Annotated in this window: 29 protein-coding genes and 1 pseudogene; all 30 read right to left on the bottom strand. The window is 48.1% G+C overall.

All coding sequences use genetic code 11. The features are described from left to right. Nucleotides 1–657: 657 nt before the first annotated feature. A complete protein-coding gene (rplQ, locus tag BZG81_RS14840; protein WP_021024489.1) occupies nucleotides 658–1,044 on the bottom strand; it encodes a 50S ribosomal protein L17 in 387 nt (128 codons plus the stop codon). A 35-nt stretch (nucleotides 1,045–1,079) separates the two neighbouring features. Continuing rightward, nucleotides 1,080–2,069: a DNA-directed RNA polymerase subunit alpha gene (locus BZG81_RS14835; RefSeq protein WP_077461926.1), complete on the bottom strand. Its 990-nt coding sequence runs from the start codon at nucleotides 2,067–2,069 to the stop codon at nucleotides 1,080–1,082. Nucleotides 2,070–2,092: 23 nt separating this feature from the next. Further along, nucleotides 2,093–2,713 carry a 30S ribosomal protein S4 gene (rpsD, locus tag BZG81_RS14830; RefSeq protein WP_021024487.1) on the bottom strand — a complete coding sequence of 207 codons (621 nt, stop codon included), beginning with the start codon at nucleotides 2,711–2,713 and terminating at the stop codon, nucleotides 2,093–2,095. Nucleotides 2,714–2,753: 40 nt separating this feature from the next. Next, nucleotides 2,754–3,143: a 30S ribosomal protein S11 gene (gene rpsK, locus BZG81_RS14825; RefSeq protein WP_021024486.1), complete on the bottom strand. Its 390-nt coding sequence runs from the start codon at nucleotides 3,141–3,143 to the stop codon at nucleotides 2,754–2,756. An 18-nt stretch (nucleotides 3,144–3,161) separates the two neighbouring features. Beyond that, a complete protein-coding gene (rpsM, locus tag BZG81_RS14820; RefSeq protein WP_021024485.1) occupies nucleotides 3,162–3,518 on the bottom strand; it encodes a 30S ribosomal protein S13 in 357 nt (118 codons plus the stop codon). A 146-nt stretch (nucleotides 3,519–3,664) separates the two neighbouring features. After that, nucleotides 3,665–3,778, bottom strand: coding sequence for a 50S ribosomal protein L36 (gene rpmJ, locus BZG81_RS14815; RefSeq protein ID WP_021024484.1), 114 nt, complete (start codon nucleotides 3,776–3,778; stop codon nucleotides 3,665–3,667). Between the two features lie 27 nt (nucleotides 3,779–3,805). Next, a complete protein-coding gene (secY, locus tag BZG81_RS14810) occupies nucleotides 3,806–5,131 on the bottom strand; it encodes a preprotein translocase subunit SecY (protein WP_025674307.1) in 1,326 nt (441 codons plus the stop codon). Nucleotides 5,132–5,153: 22 nt separating this feature from the next. Beyond that, the gene (gene rplO, locus BZG81_RS14805; RefSeq protein ID WP_077660301.1) at nucleotides 5,154–5,588 is read right to left on the bottom strand and encodes a 50S ribosomal protein L15; all 435 of its coding nucleotides are present in this window, start codon (nucleotides 5,586–5,588) and stop codon (nucleotides 5,154–5,156) included. Between the two features lie 4 nt (nucleotides 5,589–5,592). Beyond that, complete coding sequence (gene rpmD / locus BZG81_RS14800; RefSeq protein ID WP_021024481.1) at nucleotides 5,593–5,772, bottom strand: 50S ribosomal protein L30; 180 nt, start codon at nucleotides 5,770–5,772, stop codon at nucleotides 5,593–5,595. A 5-nt stretch (nucleotides 5,773–5,777) separates the two neighbouring features. Further along, nucleotides 5,778–6,275: a 30S ribosomal protein S5 gene (gene rpsE / locus BZG81_RS14795; RefSeq protein WP_021024480.1), complete on the bottom strand. Its 498-nt coding sequence runs from the start codon at nucleotides 6,273–6,275 to the stop codon at nucleotides 5,778–5,780. A gap of 12 nt (nucleotides 6,276–6,287) precedes the next feature. Continuing rightward, nucleotides 6,288–6,641, bottom strand: coding sequence for a 50S ribosomal protein L18 (gene rplR, locus BZG81_RS14790; protein ID WP_021024479.1), 354 nt, complete (start codon nucleotides 6,639–6,641; stop codon nucleotides 6,288–6,290). A 9-nt stretch (nucleotides 6,642–6,650) separates the two neighbouring features. Then, the gene (gene rplF / locus BZG81_RS14785; protein ID WP_021024478.1) at nucleotides 6,651–7,184 is read right to left on the bottom strand and encodes a 50S ribosomal protein L6; all 534 of its coding nucleotides are present in this window, start codon (nucleotides 7,182–7,184) and stop codon (nucleotides 6,651–6,653) included. A 13-nt stretch (nucleotides 7,185–7,197) separates the two neighbouring features. Further along, on the bottom strand, nucleotides 7,198–7,590 hold the full coding sequence (gene rpsH, locus BZG81_RS14780; protein ID WP_069362266.1) for a 30S ribosomal protein S8: 393 nt from the start codon (nucleotides 7,588–7,590) through the stop codon (nucleotides 7,198–7,200). A 23-nt stretch (nucleotides 7,591–7,613) separates the two neighbouring features. Then, nucleotides 7,614–7,919 carry a 30S ribosomal protein S14 gene (gene rpsN / locus BZG81_RS14775; RefSeq protein WP_021024476.1) on the bottom strand — a complete coding sequence of 102 codons (306 nt, stop codon included), beginning with the start codon at nucleotides 7,917–7,919 and terminating at the stop codon, nucleotides 7,614–7,616. A gap of 17 nt (nucleotides 7,920–7,936) precedes the next feature. After that, nucleotides 7,937–8,476, bottom strand: a complete 540-nt coding sequence (gene rplE / locus BZG81_RS14770) for a 50S ribosomal protein L5 (RefSeq protein ID WP_021024475.1) — start codon at nucleotides 8,474–8,476, stop codon at nucleotides 7,937–7,939. A 15-nt stretch (nucleotides 8,477–8,491) separates the two neighbouring features. Continuing rightward, nucleotides 8,492–8,806: a 50S ribosomal protein L24 gene (gene rplX / locus BZG81_RS14765; protein WP_021024474.1), complete on the bottom strand. Its 315-nt coding sequence runs from the start codon at nucleotides 8,804–8,806 to the stop codon at nucleotides 8,492–8,494. An 11-nt stretch (nucleotides 8,807–8,817) separates the two neighbouring features. Beyond that, nucleotides 8,818–9,189: a 50S ribosomal protein L14 gene (gene rplN / locus BZG81_RS14760; protein ID WP_021024473.1), complete on the bottom strand. Its 372-nt coding sequence runs from the start codon at nucleotides 9,187–9,189 to the stop codon at nucleotides 8,818–8,820. Nucleotides 9,190–9,349: 160 nt separating this feature from the next. Then, nucleotides 9,350–9,604 (bottom strand): 30S ribosomal protein S17, encoded by a 255-nt coding sequence (gene rpsQ, locus BZG81_RS14755; RefSeq protein ID WP_021024472.1) that lies wholly within the window; start codon nucleotides 9,602–9,604, stop codon nucleotides 9,350–9,352. After that, nucleotides 9,604–9,795 carry a 50S ribosomal protein L29 gene (rpmC, locus tag BZG81_RS14750; protein WP_021024471.1) on the bottom strand — a complete coding sequence of 64 codons (192 nt, stop codon included), beginning with the start codon at nucleotides 9,793–9,795 and terminating at the stop codon, nucleotides 9,604–9,606. The genes rpsQ and rpmC overlap by 1 nt, the downstream gene beginning before the upstream one ends. After that, complete coding sequence (rplP, locus tag BZG81_RS14745; protein WP_021024470.1) at nucleotides 9,795–10,205, bottom strand: 50S ribosomal protein L16; 411 nt, start codon at nucleotides 10,203–10,205, stop codon at nucleotides 9,795–9,797. Before rplP ends, rpmC begins: the two co-directional genes overlap by 1 nt. 11 nt (nucleotides 10,206–10,216) lie before the next feature. Further along, the gene (rpsC, locus tag BZG81_RS14740) at nucleotides 10,217–10,906 is read right to left on the bottom strand and encodes a 30S ribosomal protein S3 (protein WP_021024469.1); all 690 of its coding nucleotides are present in this window, start codon (nucleotides 10,904–10,906) and stop codon (nucleotides 10,217–10,219) included. Between the two features lie 19 nt (nucleotides 10,907–10,925). After that, nucleotides 10,926–11,258 (bottom strand): 50S ribosomal protein L22, encoded by a 333-nt coding sequence (rplV, locus tag BZG81_RS14735; RefSeq protein WP_021024468.1) that lies wholly within the window; start codon nucleotides 11,256–11,258, stop codon nucleotides 10,926–10,928. 10 nt (nucleotides 11,259–11,268) lie between these two features. Continuing rightward, entirely contained in the window at nucleotides 11,269–11,547 is a 279-nt protein-coding gene (rpsS, locus tag BZG81_RS14730) for a 30S ribosomal protein S19 (RefSeq protein WP_077677751.1), read from the bottom strand. Between the two features lie 20 nt (nucleotides 11,548–11,567). Continuing rightward, nucleotides 11,568–12,392, bottom strand: coding sequence for a 50S ribosomal protein L2 (rplB, locus tag BZG81_RS14725; RefSeq protein WP_077677750.1), 825 nt, complete (start codon nucleotides 12,390–12,392; stop codon nucleotides 11,568–11,570). A gap of 19 nt (nucleotides 12,393–12,411) precedes the next feature. Continuing rightward, the gene (gene rplW / locus BZG81_RS14720) at nucleotides 12,412–12,714 is read right to left on the bottom strand and encodes a 50S ribosomal protein L23 (RefSeq protein WP_021024465.1); all 303 of its coding nucleotides are present in this window, start codon (nucleotides 12,712–12,714) and stop codon (nucleotides 12,412–12,414) included. Beyond that, nucleotides 12,711–13,313 (bottom strand): 50S ribosomal protein L4, encoded by a 603-nt coding sequence (gene rplD / locus BZG81_RS14715; protein ID WP_021024464.1) that lies wholly within the window; start codon nucleotides 13,311–13,313, stop codon nucleotides 12,711–12,713. Before rplD ends, rplW begins: the two co-directional genes overlap by 4 nt. A gap of 16 nt (nucleotides 13,314–13,329) precedes the next feature. Further along, nucleotides 13,330–13,959, bottom strand: coding sequence for a 50S ribosomal protein L3 (rplC, locus tag BZG81_RS14710; RefSeq protein WP_021024463.1), 630 nt, complete (start codon nucleotides 13,957–13,959; stop codon nucleotides 13,330–13,332). Nucleotides 13,960–13,972: 13 nt separating this feature from the next. Continuing rightward, nucleotides 13,973–14,284, bottom strand: coding sequence for a 30S ribosomal protein S10 (gene rpsJ / locus BZG81_RS14705; RefSeq protein WP_002541412.1), 312 nt, complete (start codon nucleotides 14,282–14,284; stop codon nucleotides 13,973–13,975). Between the two features lie 355 nt (nucleotides 14,285–14,639). Beyond that, nucleotides 14,640–15,110 carry a bacterioferritin gene (gene bfr, locus BZG81_RS14700; RefSeq protein WP_077677749.1) on the bottom strand — a complete coding sequence of 157 codons (471 nt, stop codon included), beginning with the start codon at nucleotides 15,108–15,110 and terminating at the stop codon, nucleotides 14,640–14,642. Nucleotides 15,111–15,132: 22 nt separating this feature from the next. After that, nucleotides 15,133–15,302, bottom strand: a pseudogene (locus BZG81_RS15730) (ISAs1 family transposase); the annotation flags it as partial.

The following is a 15,302-nucleotide window of genomic DNA, read 5'->3' as shown; positions in this document are numbered from 1 at the left end:
AAATACTGTTTTGTTCGTCTCTTGCGAGACAAACGAATTGACTGTGCTCTTGTTGGCATCCACTTTTAAAAAAGTGAAATCAAAACAGCTCAAGGCTGTACCAACATGAATTGGTCACTCAGTTCATCGAATAAATCTTTTTGTCTATTCTCAACGAGTGCCCACACAGATTGCATAGGTCAAATTGTTAAAGAGCGTTGACTGTACGAAGCTGCGCTTCGCTTGGTCAGGGCTGCGTATCTTACGCGCCTTACCGTTAAAGTCAAGAAGAAATTTTATCTTTTATTTTCAACCCTTAGGGCCGAAACAAAACCTCTTTTTGACTCCCCTAACGCGTTGTGTTCGCGTTAAGTAGGGCTGCATTCTAGAGAAAACGTGACAACCGTCAACAATAAATTTCATTTTCTTTTTTGTTTGTTCAAAATTAAACCTTGTTGCTGGCTTTAGCCCCACATTGGGCGTATTTCGTTCAAAACTGTTCGACTATTCTTAACACCGACGAGATCTATTAGCGCGATGAGAGTGACGAAAAGCGTCACCAACAATATTTTTACTCATTGATGCTATATCGCGGCTTGCGTAAAAAAGATAAGTTTAGATAAAGAAAAAGCCAGGCATAAGCCTGGCTTTTCTAAATGCACTACAAAAATAAATAACTTATTCTGCAGCTTCCTCAGCGTCTTGCTCTGGGCGATCTACGAGCTCGATGTAAGCCATAGGGGCTTTATCACCTGAGCGAACACCGCATTTCAAAATGCGAGTGTAACCGCCTGCACGTGAAGCAAAACGTGGGCCGAGTTCATTAAACAGTTTCGCTACTACTTCGTCGTTACGAGTGCGAGCGAACGCTACACGACGGTTAGCAACACTGTCGTTCTTAGCTAAGGTAATCAACGGTTCAATAACGCGACGCAGCTCTTTTGCCTTAGGCAAAGTTGTTTTGATAACTTCGTGAGTTACCAGCGAGCTAGCCATGTTGCTGAACATCGCTTTACGATGGCTGCTGTTGCGATTGAGTTGACGACCACTCTTACGATGGCGCATGACCTAATCCTTCTAACTAAATAATCAGTAACTGATTAATCTTCAGCGATTGATGCTGGCGGCCAGTTTTCTAGGCGCATGCCTAGAGATAGACCACGTGATGCCAGCACGTCTTTAATCTCTGTCAAAGACTTCTTACCAAGGTTTGGTGTTTTAAGAAGCTCAACCTCAGTACGCTGTACCAGATCACCGATATAGTGAATCGCTTCTGCTTTCAAACAGTTTGCAGAGCGAACAGTTAGTTCAAGATCGTCTACAGGACGCAGTAGGATCGGATCGAACTCTGGCTTCTCTTCTTTCTCCTCAGGGACACGCACGTCGCGTAAATCAACAAACGCATCCAACTGTTCAGCTAGGATGGTTGCCGCACGGCGAATCGCTTCCTCAGGATCCAGTGTACCGTTAGTTTCCATATCGATGACTAACTTATCAAGGTCGGTACGCTGTTCAACACGTGCTGCTTCAACATTATAAGCAATACGATCTACTGGGCTAAACGTTGCATCGACAAGTAGGCGACCAATGGGACGCTCGTCGTCTTCGCTATCGATACGCGCAGACGCTGGTACATAGCCACGACCACGTTCTACCTTGATACGCATGCTAATTTCCGCGTTTGCATCAGTCAGGTGGCAGATAACGTGTTCTGGGTTCGCAATCTCAACACCACCATCATGGGTGATGTCGCCTGCAACAACAGGGCCTGCACCAGACTTGGTCAGAGTAAGGATAACTTCATCTTTACCCTCAACCTTAACGGCTAGGCCTTTAAGGTTAAGTAGGATTTCCAGGATGTCTTCCTGAACCCCTTCTTTGGTGCTGTACTCGTGCAACACGCCGTCAATTTCTACTTCCGTCACCGCACAGCCTGGCATAGATGAAAGTAGGATACGACGTAGCGCATTCCCCAGAGTATGGCCAAAACCACGCTCTAGAGGTTCAAGAGTTACTTTTGCGTGCGTCGAGCTAACTTGTTCAATATCAACCAGACGCGGCTTAAGAAATTCTGTTACAGAACCCTGCATTATGTCCTCTCTTTAGTTCAGCTTTACTTAGAGTAAAGCTCGACGATCAGGTGTTCGTTGATGTCAGCAGACAAATCAGAACGCTCTGGTAGGCGTTTGAATGTGCCTTCCATCTTCTTGCTGTCTACTTCGATCCAAGTTGGCAGTTCGCGCTGTGCCGCAACTTCTAGAGCTGCTTTGATGCGCGCCTGGTTCTTCGCCTTCTCGCGAATGCTAACCACGTCGTTTGCCGAAACCTTGAAAGAAGGTACGTTAACAACTTTGCCGTTAACTAGGATCGCTTTGTGGCTTACCAGCTGACGTGATTCGGCGCGAGTTGCACCAAAGCCCATGCGGTAAACTACGTTATCCAGACGACCTTCAAGAAGCTGAAGCAGGTTTTCACCTGTATTACCCTTGATGCGGGCAGCGTCTTTGTAGTAGTTACGGAACTGCTTTTCCATTACGCCGTACATACGACGAACTTTTTGCTTCTCACGAAGCTGAACGCCATAGTCAGACAAACGGCCGCGACGCTGACCGTGAACGCCTGGGACGTTATCGATTTTACACTTGGTATCAATCGCGCGTACGCCTGACTTAAGGAACAAGTCAGTACCTTCGCGACGGCTAAGCTTCAGCTTAGGACCCAAATATCTTGCCATGATCTTTCTCCAATATTCTAAGAAACAGCGCTAGTGCGTATTAAACGCGGCGTTTCTTAGGTGGACGACAACCGTTATGCGGGATTGGCGTCGCATCGACAATGTTAGTGATGCGGAAGCCCGCAGCGTTCAGGGCACGAATAGTAGACTCGCGGCCTGGACCTGGACCTTTAACCATCACTTCGAGGTTTTTCAGGCCGTACTCTTTAGCCATTTCACCACAACGCTCAGCAGCAACCTGCGCAGCGTATGGAGTTGACTTACGAGAGCCACGGAAGCCTGAACCACCGGCAGTTGCCCATGCTAGAGCATTGCCTTGACGGTCAGAAATCGTCACGATTGTGTTATTGAAAGACGCATGAATGTGCGCGACGCCATCAGCGACTTGCTTGCGTACGCGTTTGCGTGCACGAGTTGCTTGTTTAGCCATAGTACTCACCTACCCCGATTATTTCTTGATCGGTTTGCGCGGACCCTTACGGGTACGAGCGTTGGTCTTCGTACGCTGGCCACGAAGTGGCAAGCTGCGACGATGACGCAAACCGCGGTAACAACCAAGGTCCATAAGACGCTTGATGTTCATGGAAATTTCACGACGTAGATCGCCTTCTACGGTGTATTTAGCCACACCGTCACGCAATTGGTCGATCTGTTCTTCTGATAGTTCACTGATCTTAGTGCTCTCAGCAATACCGACATCAGCTAGAATAGCTTGAGAGGTGGTTTTGCCGACACCGTAAATCGCAGTCAATGCGATTACAGCGTGCTTTTGATCAGGAATGTTAATGCCTGCTATACGGGCCACTATTCACTCCTAGTACTTTTCAAGTAGAACCGCTGCAGAGCCCGTCGAGGATACGCAGCGGCATAGCCACTTCTTTTGCACATACAAAAGGTGGGCTGGCTAATGTAGCCAGCCTGACCTCATTTTGCAAGAAAAATATTCTGCTATTAGCCTTGGCGTTGCTTGTGCTTTGGCTCACTGCAGATCACACGAACGGTACCGTTACGTTTGATCACTTTACAGTTACGGCAGATTTTCTTAACGGAAGCACGAACTTTCATTGCTAAACTCCGTAAATAGACAACCTATTAGCGGCCGTAGCCTTTTAGGTTGGCTTTTTTCAACACGGACTCATATTGTTGAGACATCAAATGAGTCTGAACTTGAGCCATAAAGTCCATGATTACGACTACTACGATAAGTAGTGATGTACCACCAAAGTAAAAGTGGACATCCCACGCAATCATCATGAACTCGGGGATCAGACAGATAAAGGTAATATACATGGCGCCCGCTAGGGTCAAACGTGTCATTACTTTATCAATGTATCTAGCAGTCTGCTCACCCGGGCGAATACCAGGTACGAACGCCCCTGACTTCTTCAAGTTATCTGCAGTTTCTCGCGGGTTAAATACCAACGCCGTATAGAAAAAGCAGAAGAAGATAATCGCTGCCGCATAAAGTATCACATACGCTGGTTGTCCCGGACTCAGTGCCAAAGACACATCGGTCAGCCAGCTTGTCTGATCACCCTTACCAAACCAGTTAGCAAGCGTGCCAGGGAACAGAATAATACTTGATGCAAAAATCGCAGGAATAACGCCTGCCATGTTGATCTTAAGAGGCAGATGCGTGCTTTGCGCTGCAAAAACACGACGACCTTGTTGCCGCTTAGCGTAGTTAACAACGATACGACGTTGACCACGCTCCATGAAGACCACAAAGTAGACGACAGCCAATACGATAACTGCGATACCTAGCAAGAGAAGCGGAGACATGTCGCCTTGACGCGCTTGCTCTATTGTCTGTCCAATTGCGGGTGGCAGACCCGCGACGATCCCGGTGAAAATAATCAACGAAATACCGTTACCAATGCCGCGCTCGGTAATTTGTTCACCTAACCACATCAAAAACATGGTACCGGTCACCAAACTAACTACCGCGGTAAAGTAAAACGCAGGACCTGGATTAATCACCAGACCCGGCATCATACTTGGTAACCCGGTCGCGATTCCAATTGCTTGGAACGTTGCCAACACCAACGTGCCGTAGCGAGTGTACTGGTTTATCTTACGACGACCAGACTCACCCTCTTTTTTCAATTCCGCTAATGCGGGATGAACGACTGACAATAACTGAACAATAATCGACGCCGAAATATACGGCATAATGCCCAGTGCCAGTATCGAGGCACGCTCAAGGGCACCACCAGAGAACATGTTAACCAAGTCAATGATGGTCCCTTGTTGCTGTTCGAACAGATCGGCAAGTACAGCAGCGTCAATACCAGGAATGGGCACAAAAGAGCCGGCACGGAATACCAATAATGCCATTGCTACAAAAAGTAGGCGACTTTTCAGCTCCGCAACTCCGCCTTTTGCACTACTGAAGTTTTGTCCTGGTTGTTTTGCCATCTGTACCTCGTCCTCGAGCTAATTATTCCTCGATTTTACCGCCTGCAGCTTCGATTGCCGCTTTAGCGCCTTTAGTGACACGAACACCTTTAACGGTTACTGCACGAGCGATTTCGCCAGACAGTACGATTTTCGCCGTACGAGTGTCTTGTGCAACAACGTTTGCCGCTTTTAGCGACTCAAGGGTTACGACGTCACCATCAACTTTAGCCAGCTCGCCTAAACGAACCTCAGCTGAAGTCAGGCCTTTACGCGAAGTAAAACCGAATTTTGGCAGACGCTGTTTCAAAGGCATTTGACCGCCTTCGAAACCTGGGCGTACTGAACCACCTGAACGTGATTTCTGACCTTTGTGACCACGGCCACCGGTTTTACCCAGGCCTGAACCAATACCACGGCCTACACGCTTCGCAGAAGGCTTTGAGCCTGCAGCCGGAGATAGAGTATTCAAACGCATGTGATTACTCCTCCACTTTAACCATGTAGTTGACTTTGTTGATCATACCGCGAATACACGGTGTATCTTCAAGTTCAACAGTGTGGTTGATGCGACGTAGGCCCAAGCCACGCAGGGTCGCTTTGTGTTTCGGCAAACGGCCGATAACGCTACGAGTCTGAGTTACTTTAATTGTCTTAGCCATGTCGATTACCCCAGAATTTCGTTAACAGGCATGCCACGTTTAGCAGCTACCATTTCTGGAGACTTCGTACCACCCAGGCCATCGATCGTTGCACGAACGATGTTGATTGGGTTGGTCGAACCGTATGCTTTCGCCAGAACGTTTTGGACGCCTGCTACTTCAAGCACGGCACGCATCGCACCACCTGCGATGATACCTGTACCATCTGATGCTGGCTGCATATACACTTTAGAACCAGTGTGGCGGCCTTTTACAGCATGGTGCAGGGTACCGTCATTCAGCGCGATAGTAATCATGTTACGACGCGCCTTTTCCATTGATTTCTGGATCGCTGCTGGTACTTCACGGGCTTTACCGTAACCGAAACCAACGCGACCGTTACCATCACCTACCACTGTTAGTGCGGTGAAGGTAAAGATGCGACCACCTTTAACCGTCTTAGATACACGGTTTACAGCGATCAGCTTCTCATGCAAATCACTTTGTTGTTTATCGTTAGCCATCTTCCACCTACCTTAGAATTTCAGACCAGCTTCACGGGCAGCATCTGCCAGTGCAGCCACACGGCCGTGGTATTGGAAACCGGAACGGTCAAAAGCAACAGCTTCGATGCCTTTTTCCTTCGCTCGCTCAGCAATGATCTTACCCACGGCTGCAGCGGCGTCTTTGTTCCCGGTGCTCTTAACTTGTTCACGGATCGCTTTTTCTACGGTAGAAGCGGCGGCGATAACTTCCGCGCCATTACCAGCGATAACCTGTGCGTACACATGACGTGGAGTACGGTGTACCACCAGGCGAGTCGCACCCATTTCCGCGATCTTGCGTCGTGCTTTGGTCGCACGACGGATACGAGATGCTTTCTTATCCATAGTGTTACCTTACTTCTTCTTAGCTTCTTTAGTACGCACAGCTTCGTCAGCGTAACGAACACCTTTACCTTTGTAAGGCTCTGGCTTGCGGTATGCGCGGATTTCAGCAGCAACCTGGCCAACTGCTTGTTTATCAGCACCGCTGATAACAATTTCAGTTTGGCTTGGGCACTCTGCTTTTACACCCTCAGGCAGAACGTGTTCTACCGGGTGAGAGAAACCAAGTGTCAGGTTAAGTTTGTTACCGGCAATGTTTGCACGATAACCAACACCTTTCAGGATCAGTTTCTTGGTAAAGCCTTCTGTTACACCAACAACCATGCTGTTGACCAGTGCGCGCGCTGTACCAGCATGAGCCCATGCTTTAGCGTGTTCCACACTTGGTGCGAAGGTAATGGTGTTTTCTTCTTGGTTTACTGCCACCATATCGTGAAGCGTGCGGCTAAGTTCGCCTTTGCTTCCTTTTACAGTGATGTCCTGACCGTCAAGTTTCACCTCTACGCCGGCAGGAACTACGACAGGTGCTTTTGCAACACGAGACATTTCCTACTCCTTATTACGCTACGTAGCAGATGATTTCACCGCCCAGACCCGCTTTGCGAGCTGCGCGATCGGTCATCAAACCTTTCGAAGTTGATACAACCGCAATACCAAGGCCACCCATCACTGAAGGCAACTCATCTTTCTTTTTGTAGATGCGCAGGCCCGGACGGCTAACTCGTTGGATTTGCTCGATAACTGGTTTAGATTCGAAGTATTTCAACGTCACTTCCAGTTCAGGCTTGGCGTCGCTATTTACTGCGACATCAGCCACGTAACCTTCTGCTTTTAGTAGCTCAGCAATTGCCACCTTTAGCTTTGACGAAGGCATTTTAACAGCAACTTTCTTTGCTGTCTGACCGTTGCGTAAGCGGGTCAGCATATCCGAAATCGGATCTTGCATGCTCATAAGTCTTTACTCCCGTGATTCAATTACCAGCTTGCCTTACGCAGACCCGGAATCTCGCCTTTCATGCAAGCTTCACGAACCTTGATTCGGCTTAGGCCGAATTTGCGTAGGTAGCCATGTGGACGACCAGTCTGGTTACAGCGGTTACGCTGACGAGACTTCGCAGAATCACGCGGTAGCGACTGAAGCTTCAGGACTGCGTCCCAACGCTCTTCGTCTGACGTGTTGACACTTTTAATGGTCGCACGCAGGTTGGCACGCTTTTCAGCGTAGCGCGCTGCGAGCTTCGCACGTTTTACATCACGTGCTTTCATCGATTTTTTAGCCATAACAGTAACCCTTCACCTTACTTACGGAATGGGAAGTTAAAGGCAGCCAGCAGAGCTCGACCTTCCTCATCTGTACCTGCAGTAGTAGTGATAGTAATATCAAGACCACGGATACGATCGACTTTGTCATAGTCAATCTCAGGGAAGATGATTTGCTCGCGAACGCCCATGCTGTAGTTACCACGACCATCGAACGCTTTCGGGTTCAGGCCACGGAAATCACGGATACGAGGAACTGCGATCGCGATTAAGCGCTCGAAGAAGTCCCACATACGCTCGCCACGTAGGGTTACTTTACAACCAATTGGGTAGCCCTCACGGATCTTGAAGCCTGCGACTGACTTACGTGCTTTAGTGATGAGCGGCTTTTGACCAGAAATCGCGGTCATATCAGCAGCTGCATTTTCAAGCAGTTTTTTGTCGTTCAGAGCTTCGCCCACACCCATGTTAAGGGTGATCTTCTCGATCCCTGGGACTTGCATGATGCTTTTGTAACCAAATTGCTTAGATAGCTCAGCTACAACTGTCTCTTTGTAGTAATCATGCAGTTTCGCCATTGTACTACTCCAGAATTACTTAATAGTTTCGCCATTCGACTTGAAAAAACGCACTTTTTTGCCGTCTTCAAATCGGAAGCCTACACGGTCACCTTTACCAGCTGCTGCGTTAAAGATAGCCACGTTAGAAACATCAATAGCGGCTTCTTGTTCAACAATGCCACCTTGAGTGCCCAGAGCCGGAACCGGCTTCTGGTGCTTCTTCACGAGGTTAATACCTTCAACGATAACTTTACCGGTTGGTAGAACCTTAGATACTTTACCTTTCTTGCCTTTATCTTTACCGGCAAGAACGATAACTTCGTCGTTACGACGGATTTTAGCTGCCATGAGATCGCTCCTTACAGAACTTCAGGCGCCAGAGACACAATTTTCATAAACTTCTCGTTACGAAGTTCACGTGTCACAGGGCCAAAGATACGTGTGCCGACTAGTTGCTCGTTCGTGTTGTTCAACAACACGCAAGCATTGCGGTCGAAGCGAATGACAGAGCCGTCTGGACGACGTACGCCTTTACGGGTGCGAACTACCACCGCCTTAAGCACATCACCTTTTTTCACTTTACCGCGAGGAATTGAATCCTTAACGGTAACTTTGATGATGTCGCCAACGTGGGCGTAACGACGGTGAGAGCCACCCAGAACCTTAATACACATTACACTGCGAGCGCCGGAGTTGTCGGCTGCGTCCAGCATACTTTGCATTTGGATCATTGTTAGTGCTCCGCTGTTATTACATCTAGACCCATCTCGGGTCGGGCTGCCTTTTTACAAGGGCGGCGAATAATAACACTATTTTGACCAGATGGGTAGATAAAAAATAAACGGCCCCCCGAATGAGAGCCGTTTGACTTATTATTGTCTGAAAAATCGCTTAGATGCGTGATTTTTCAACAACGCGAACCAATGTCCAAGACTTACGCTTAGAAATTGGACGACACTCACGAACCTCAACAGTATCACCTTGGTTACACTGGTTAGATTCATCGTGTACATGTAGCTTACTCGTGCGCTTGATGTACTTACCGTAGATTGGGTGTTTCACAAAACGCTCGATAGCAACGACGATAGTTTTATCGCCTTTGTCGCTGATGACGCGACCTTGCTGAGTGCGGATGTTCTCGCTCATTATGCGTTAGCCTTCTCAGTCAGTACGGTTTTTACACGTGCGATATCGCGACGAACAGCTTTCAGAGTGTGAGTTTGCTGAAGTTGGCCTGTAGCCGCTTGCATGCGCAGGTTAAACTGCTCACGTAGCAGACCCATAAGCTCTTCATTCAGCTGCTCAACAGTCTTTTCACGTAGTTCTTGTGCTTTCATCACATCACCGCCTTAGTTACGAAAGTGGTTTTGATCGGTAGCTTACGTGAAGCTAATTCAAACGCTTCGCGAGCCAGTGATTCAGGAACACCATCCATTTCGTACAGGACTTTGCCTGGTTGGATTTGGGCAACCCAGTAATCAACTGAACCTTTACCCTTACCCATACGAACTTCCAACGGCTTACCAGTAATTGGTTTGTCGGGGAAGACACGAATCCAGATTTGGCCTTGACGTTTAATGTGACGAGTCATCGCACGACGAGCCGCCTCAATTTGACGCGCAGTGATACGACCGCGACCAACAGCTTTTAGGCCATAGGTACCGAAGCTTACGTCAGTACCGTGCGCCAGACCGCGGTTACGACCTTTAAAAGTCTTGCGGAACTTAGTACGTTTTGGTTGAAGCATCGATAGACTCCTTACTTACGGCCTTTACGCTGCTTCTTCGGCTTGTCAGCCTTTTGCTCTACTTCAGCCATTCCACCTAGGACTTCGCCTTTGAAGATCCAGGTTTTAATGCCGATAACACCGTACTGGGTGTGAGCAGAAGAAGTTGCGTAATCAATGTCAGCACGAAGCGTGTGCAATGGCACACGTCCTTCACGGTACCACTCGGTACGAGCGATTTCAGCGCCGCCAAGACGACCGCTTACTTCCACTTTGATACCTTTGGCACCTAGGCGCATAGCGTTTTGTACCGCGCGCTTCATGGCACGACGGAACATAACACGACGCTCTAGCTGTGATGCGATGCTGTCGCCAACAAGTTGCGCATCTAGCTCAGGTTTACGTACTTCAGCGATATTAATTTGCGCTGGTACACCGGCCAGTTTTGCAACGTGAGCGCGCAGTTTCTCAACATCTTCACCTTTTTTACCAATCACCACACCAGGGCGCGCAGTGTGAATAGTCACACGAACACTCTTAGCTGGACGCTCGATAACGATGCGAGATACTGACGCTTTTTTCAGTTCACTAGTTAGGAACTGACGTACCTTAAAGTCGCCGTCTAGGTTGTCAGCGAAATCTTGGTTATTAGCAAACCAAGTGGAATTCCAAGGCTTTACAATGCCCAGACGAATACCATTAGGATGTACTTTTTGACCCATTGCTTTATCTCCTCGTCTCTTAGCGGTCTGCTACAACAACAGTGATGTGGCTAGAACGCTTCAAGATGCGATCGGCACGGCCTTTTGCACGAGGCATAATACGCTTCATGATTGGGCCTTCATCAACGAAGACTTTGGCGACGCTTAAATCGTCGATATCCGCACCTTCGTTATGCTCGGCGTTTGCAATAGCAGATTCCAACACTTTCTTAACCAAGTCAGCAGCTTTTTTGTCGCTGAAAGTCAGTAGTTCCAGTGCCTGTGCTACGTCTTTACCGCGCACCTGATCCGCAACCAAACGTGCTTTTTGAGGCGAGATACGAGCAAAGCGATGTTTAGCAATAGCTTCCATTTCTTACCCCTTAACGCTTCTTAGCTTTCTTATCAGCAGCGTGGCCGCGATAAGTACGTGTTGGTGCAAACTCGCCGAGCTTGTGACCGATCATTTCTTCAGAAACGAAAACGGGTACGTGCTGACGACCATTATGGACAGCGATGGTCAATCCGATCATCTGTGGGATGATCATTGAACGACGGGACCAAGTCTTTAAAGGCTTCTTGTCACCGCTTTCCACCGCTTTCTCTACCTTCTTCAGCAAGTGCAGGTCAATAAAARGACCTTTCTTGAGAGAACGTGGCATGGCTTATCCTCTGATAATAATTACTTGTTACGACGACGTACAATGTACTTGTCGGTACGTTTGTTCTTACGGGTTTTGAAGCCTTTCGYTGGCATACCCCAAGGTGTTACTGGATGACGGCCACCTGAGGTACGACCTTCACCACCACCATGTGGGTGATCAACCGGGTTCATTGCAACACCACGTACGCTTGGACGTGCGCCTTTCCAGCGCGCGGCACCGGCTTTACCCAGTTCGCGTAGCATGTGCTCTGAATTACCCACTTCACCAAGGGTCGCACGACCTTCAGCAAGAACCTTGCGCATTTCACCGCTGCGCAGGCGGAGTGTGACGTACGCGCCGTCACGAGCAACGATCTGTGCATAAGCACCCGCAGAACGAGCAAGTTGAGCCCCTTTACCAGGTTTCAACTCGATGTTGTGGATAGTAGAACCCACTGGGATGTTACGCATTGGCAGGCTGTTACCTACCTTGATTGCTGCATCTGCACCAGATTGAATCTGATCACCGGCTTTTAGGCCTTTCGGTGCGATGATGTAACGACGTTCACCATCCGTATACAGTACAAGCGCGATGTTTGCACTACGGTTTGGATCATACTCTAGACGCTCAACTTTCGCTGGGATACCGTCTTTAGTACGTTTGAAGTCAATTACACGGTAATGATGCTTATGACCACCACCGATGTGACGCACTGTGATTCGACCGTTGTTATTGCGACCGCCTGACTTAGAGTTTTTCTCTAGCAGTGGTGCATATGGTTTACCTTTATAAAGATCATGGTTAACCACTTTAACAAGGTGACGACGACCCGGTGAAGTCGGCTTACATTTCATAATAGCCATTTGCTTTTACTCCTCCGTCTTACTCAGCGCCGCCAACGAAGTCGATGTCCTGACCTTCTTTCAAGGCAACATACGCTTTTTTCCAGTCGCTACGACGGCCTTCACGCATACCTTGACGTTTGGTCTTACCCTTAACGAGAAGGGTACGAACAGACTTCACTTCAACTTCGAACAGTTTTTCAACTGCCGCTTTGATCTCTTTTTTCGTTGCTTCTTTAGCTACTTTAAACACAACAGTGTTGTTGTTTTCAGCGGCCATCGTCGCTTTTTCAGAGATGTGCGGAGCACGCAGAACTTTTAGGATACGCTCTTCAGTGATCATGCCAGCATCTCCTCAACTTGTTTAACTGCATCTGCAGTCATCACGACTTTGTCGAAAGCGATCAAGCTAACTGGGTCGATGGTATCTGCATCGCGTACGTCAACCTTATACAGGTTACGTGCCGCAAGGAACAGGTTCTCATCAACTTCGGCAGTGACGATCAGAACGTCGCTTAGCTCAAGCTCTTTCAGCTTAGCGACAAGCTCTTTAGTTTTTGGTGCTTCAACAGAGAAGTTATCAACCACGATTAAACGCTCTTGACGAACTAGCTCTGATAGGATGCTCTTAAGAGCACCGCGGTACATCTTTTTGTTTACTTTCTGGCTATGGTCCTGAGGACGAGCTGCGAAAGTGACACCACCGCTGCGCCAAATTGGGCTGCGGATTGTACCTGCACGGGCGCGACCAGTACCCTTCTGACGCCATGGCTTAGCACCGCCACCAGATACGTCTGAACGAGTTTTCTGAGCGCGAGTACCTTGACGGGCACCAGCTGCGTATGCAACGACTACCTGGTGTACCAGGGATTCGTTGAATTCACGCCCGAAGGTAGTTTCGGAAACAGTTAGCGCGTCGGCGCCTTTGACTACCAATTCCATTACTATCTCCTCGACGTTACGCTTTAACGGCTGGTTTAACGATCACGTTGCCACCTGTCGCACCTGGGACTGCACCTTTAATAAGAAGCAGATTGCGCTCAGCGTCAACACGTACGATCTCTAGGTTTTGAGTCGTTACACGCTCAGCACCCATATGACCTGCCATTTTTTTGCCTTTGAATACGCGACCTGGAGTCTGACATTGACCGATAGAACCAGGAGCACGGTGAGACAAAGAGTTACCGTGGCTCATATCTTGAGTACGGAAGTTCCAACGCTTAACGCCGCCTTGGAAGCCCTTACCCTTCGACGTGCCAGTAACGTCTACTTTTTTGATTTCGTTAAACAGTTCTACGTTTAGCTCAGCGCCAACTTCGTACTGTTCATCATTTTCCAAACGGAATTCCCACAAACCGCGGCCTGCTTCAACACCTGCTTTCGCAAAGTGACCAGCTTGTGCCTTGTTTACACGGCTTGCTTTCTTCTCGCCTGTAGTGATTTGAATTGCTGCATACCCGTCAACTTCAGGTTTACGTACCTGAGCAACACGGTTTGCTTCAACTTCAACTACGGTAACCGGGATAGAAACGCCATCTTCGTTGAAGATACGAGTCATACCGACTTTACGACCGACTAGACCAATCATTATCTACTCCCCCTTAACCCAGGCTGATTTGAACATCAACGCCCGCAGCAAGGTCAAGACGCATCAAAGCGTCAACAGTTTTGTCTGTTGGCTCAACGATGTCGATCAGACGTTTGTGAGTACGAATTTCGTACTGGTCACGTGCGTCTTTGTTTACGTGCGGAGAAATAAGAACGGTGAAGCGCTCTTTACGAGTAGGCAAAGGAATAGGTCCCTTAACCTGTGCGCCAGTGCGCTTAGCGGTTTCAACGATTTCCGCTGTAGACTGATCGATCAAACGATGATCGAACGCCTTCAGGCGGATACGGATACGTTGGTTCTGCATGAGACAGAGCTCCAAATTCTAAAATATTTACACAAACAATATCGCCATTCCTTCTCACTAAGGCGAGGGAATGCCGATTAATTTATGTGAAACCGTAGTGCCAAAATTAGGCACATTGTCAGCCATTATTCTATGACTGCGAACATAAGCGGAGTATACATTAAACGAACAGTTTACTGTTCCATTCCTCGATGCTCATTGGTTCACAACTGCGTCGGAAGTCGCAATGACTTAAGCAGTGACGGGCATTATACCGATACGCAATGGCTTTGCAAGCGTTGGTCAAAAACACGCCATAAAAAAACGCGCCTCTCTGGCACGTTTTTCATCATCAAGGCGGGATGACTGTTTTAACCTAACCTTTTTCGCTGGCATCTTCGATGATCTGAGCTTGATTATAGTTGGCGATGCCGACCTTATCAATTAAGCCAATCTGGGTCTCTAACCAATCGATATGCTCTTCTTCGTCATCAAGAATGTATTGAAACAGATCACGAGAGACAAAATCTCTGATGCTCTCTGTGTAAGCAATGGCCTCTTTTAAATCCTCATGGGCTTGCATTTCAATCGCCAAATCACATTCAAAGATTTCTTGCGTATCTTCGCCAATTCTCAGTTTGCCAAGATCTTGGAGGTTCGGGGTGCCCTCAAGAAATAATATTCTTTCAATCAGCTTGTCGGCATGCTTCATCTCATCGATCGACTCTTCATACTCTTTATCCGCGATGACTTTTAACCCCCAGTCTTTAAGCATGCGCGCATGAAGAAAGTACTGATTAATAGCAACAAGTTCATTGCCAAGTACCGTGTTGAGAAACGCTATCACGGAAAACGCAYGAACATCCCCGTCATGAAAGGCTTCCCAGCACGGTCGCTAAGTACTCTTGGTCCATCGCACACATCATTCGCTTGCGTTGAATGCCGGCTTTGAAACTCTTCTCTTGCTTTAATAAATTCAAAACCATTTGCCTTATTCGTGCAAAAACTTCAGCTCGGTCATCTACCCTAATTCGGCATG

Source organism: Salinivibrio sp. MA607 (assembly GCF_001996245.1).
Lineage (GTDB): Bacteria > Pseudomonadota > Gammaproteobacteria > Enterobacterales > Vibrionaceae > Salinivibrio > Salinivibrio costicola.
Note: the sequence above shows the minus strand (reverse complement) of the source record. Positions and strands in the feature narration are given on the sequence as shown.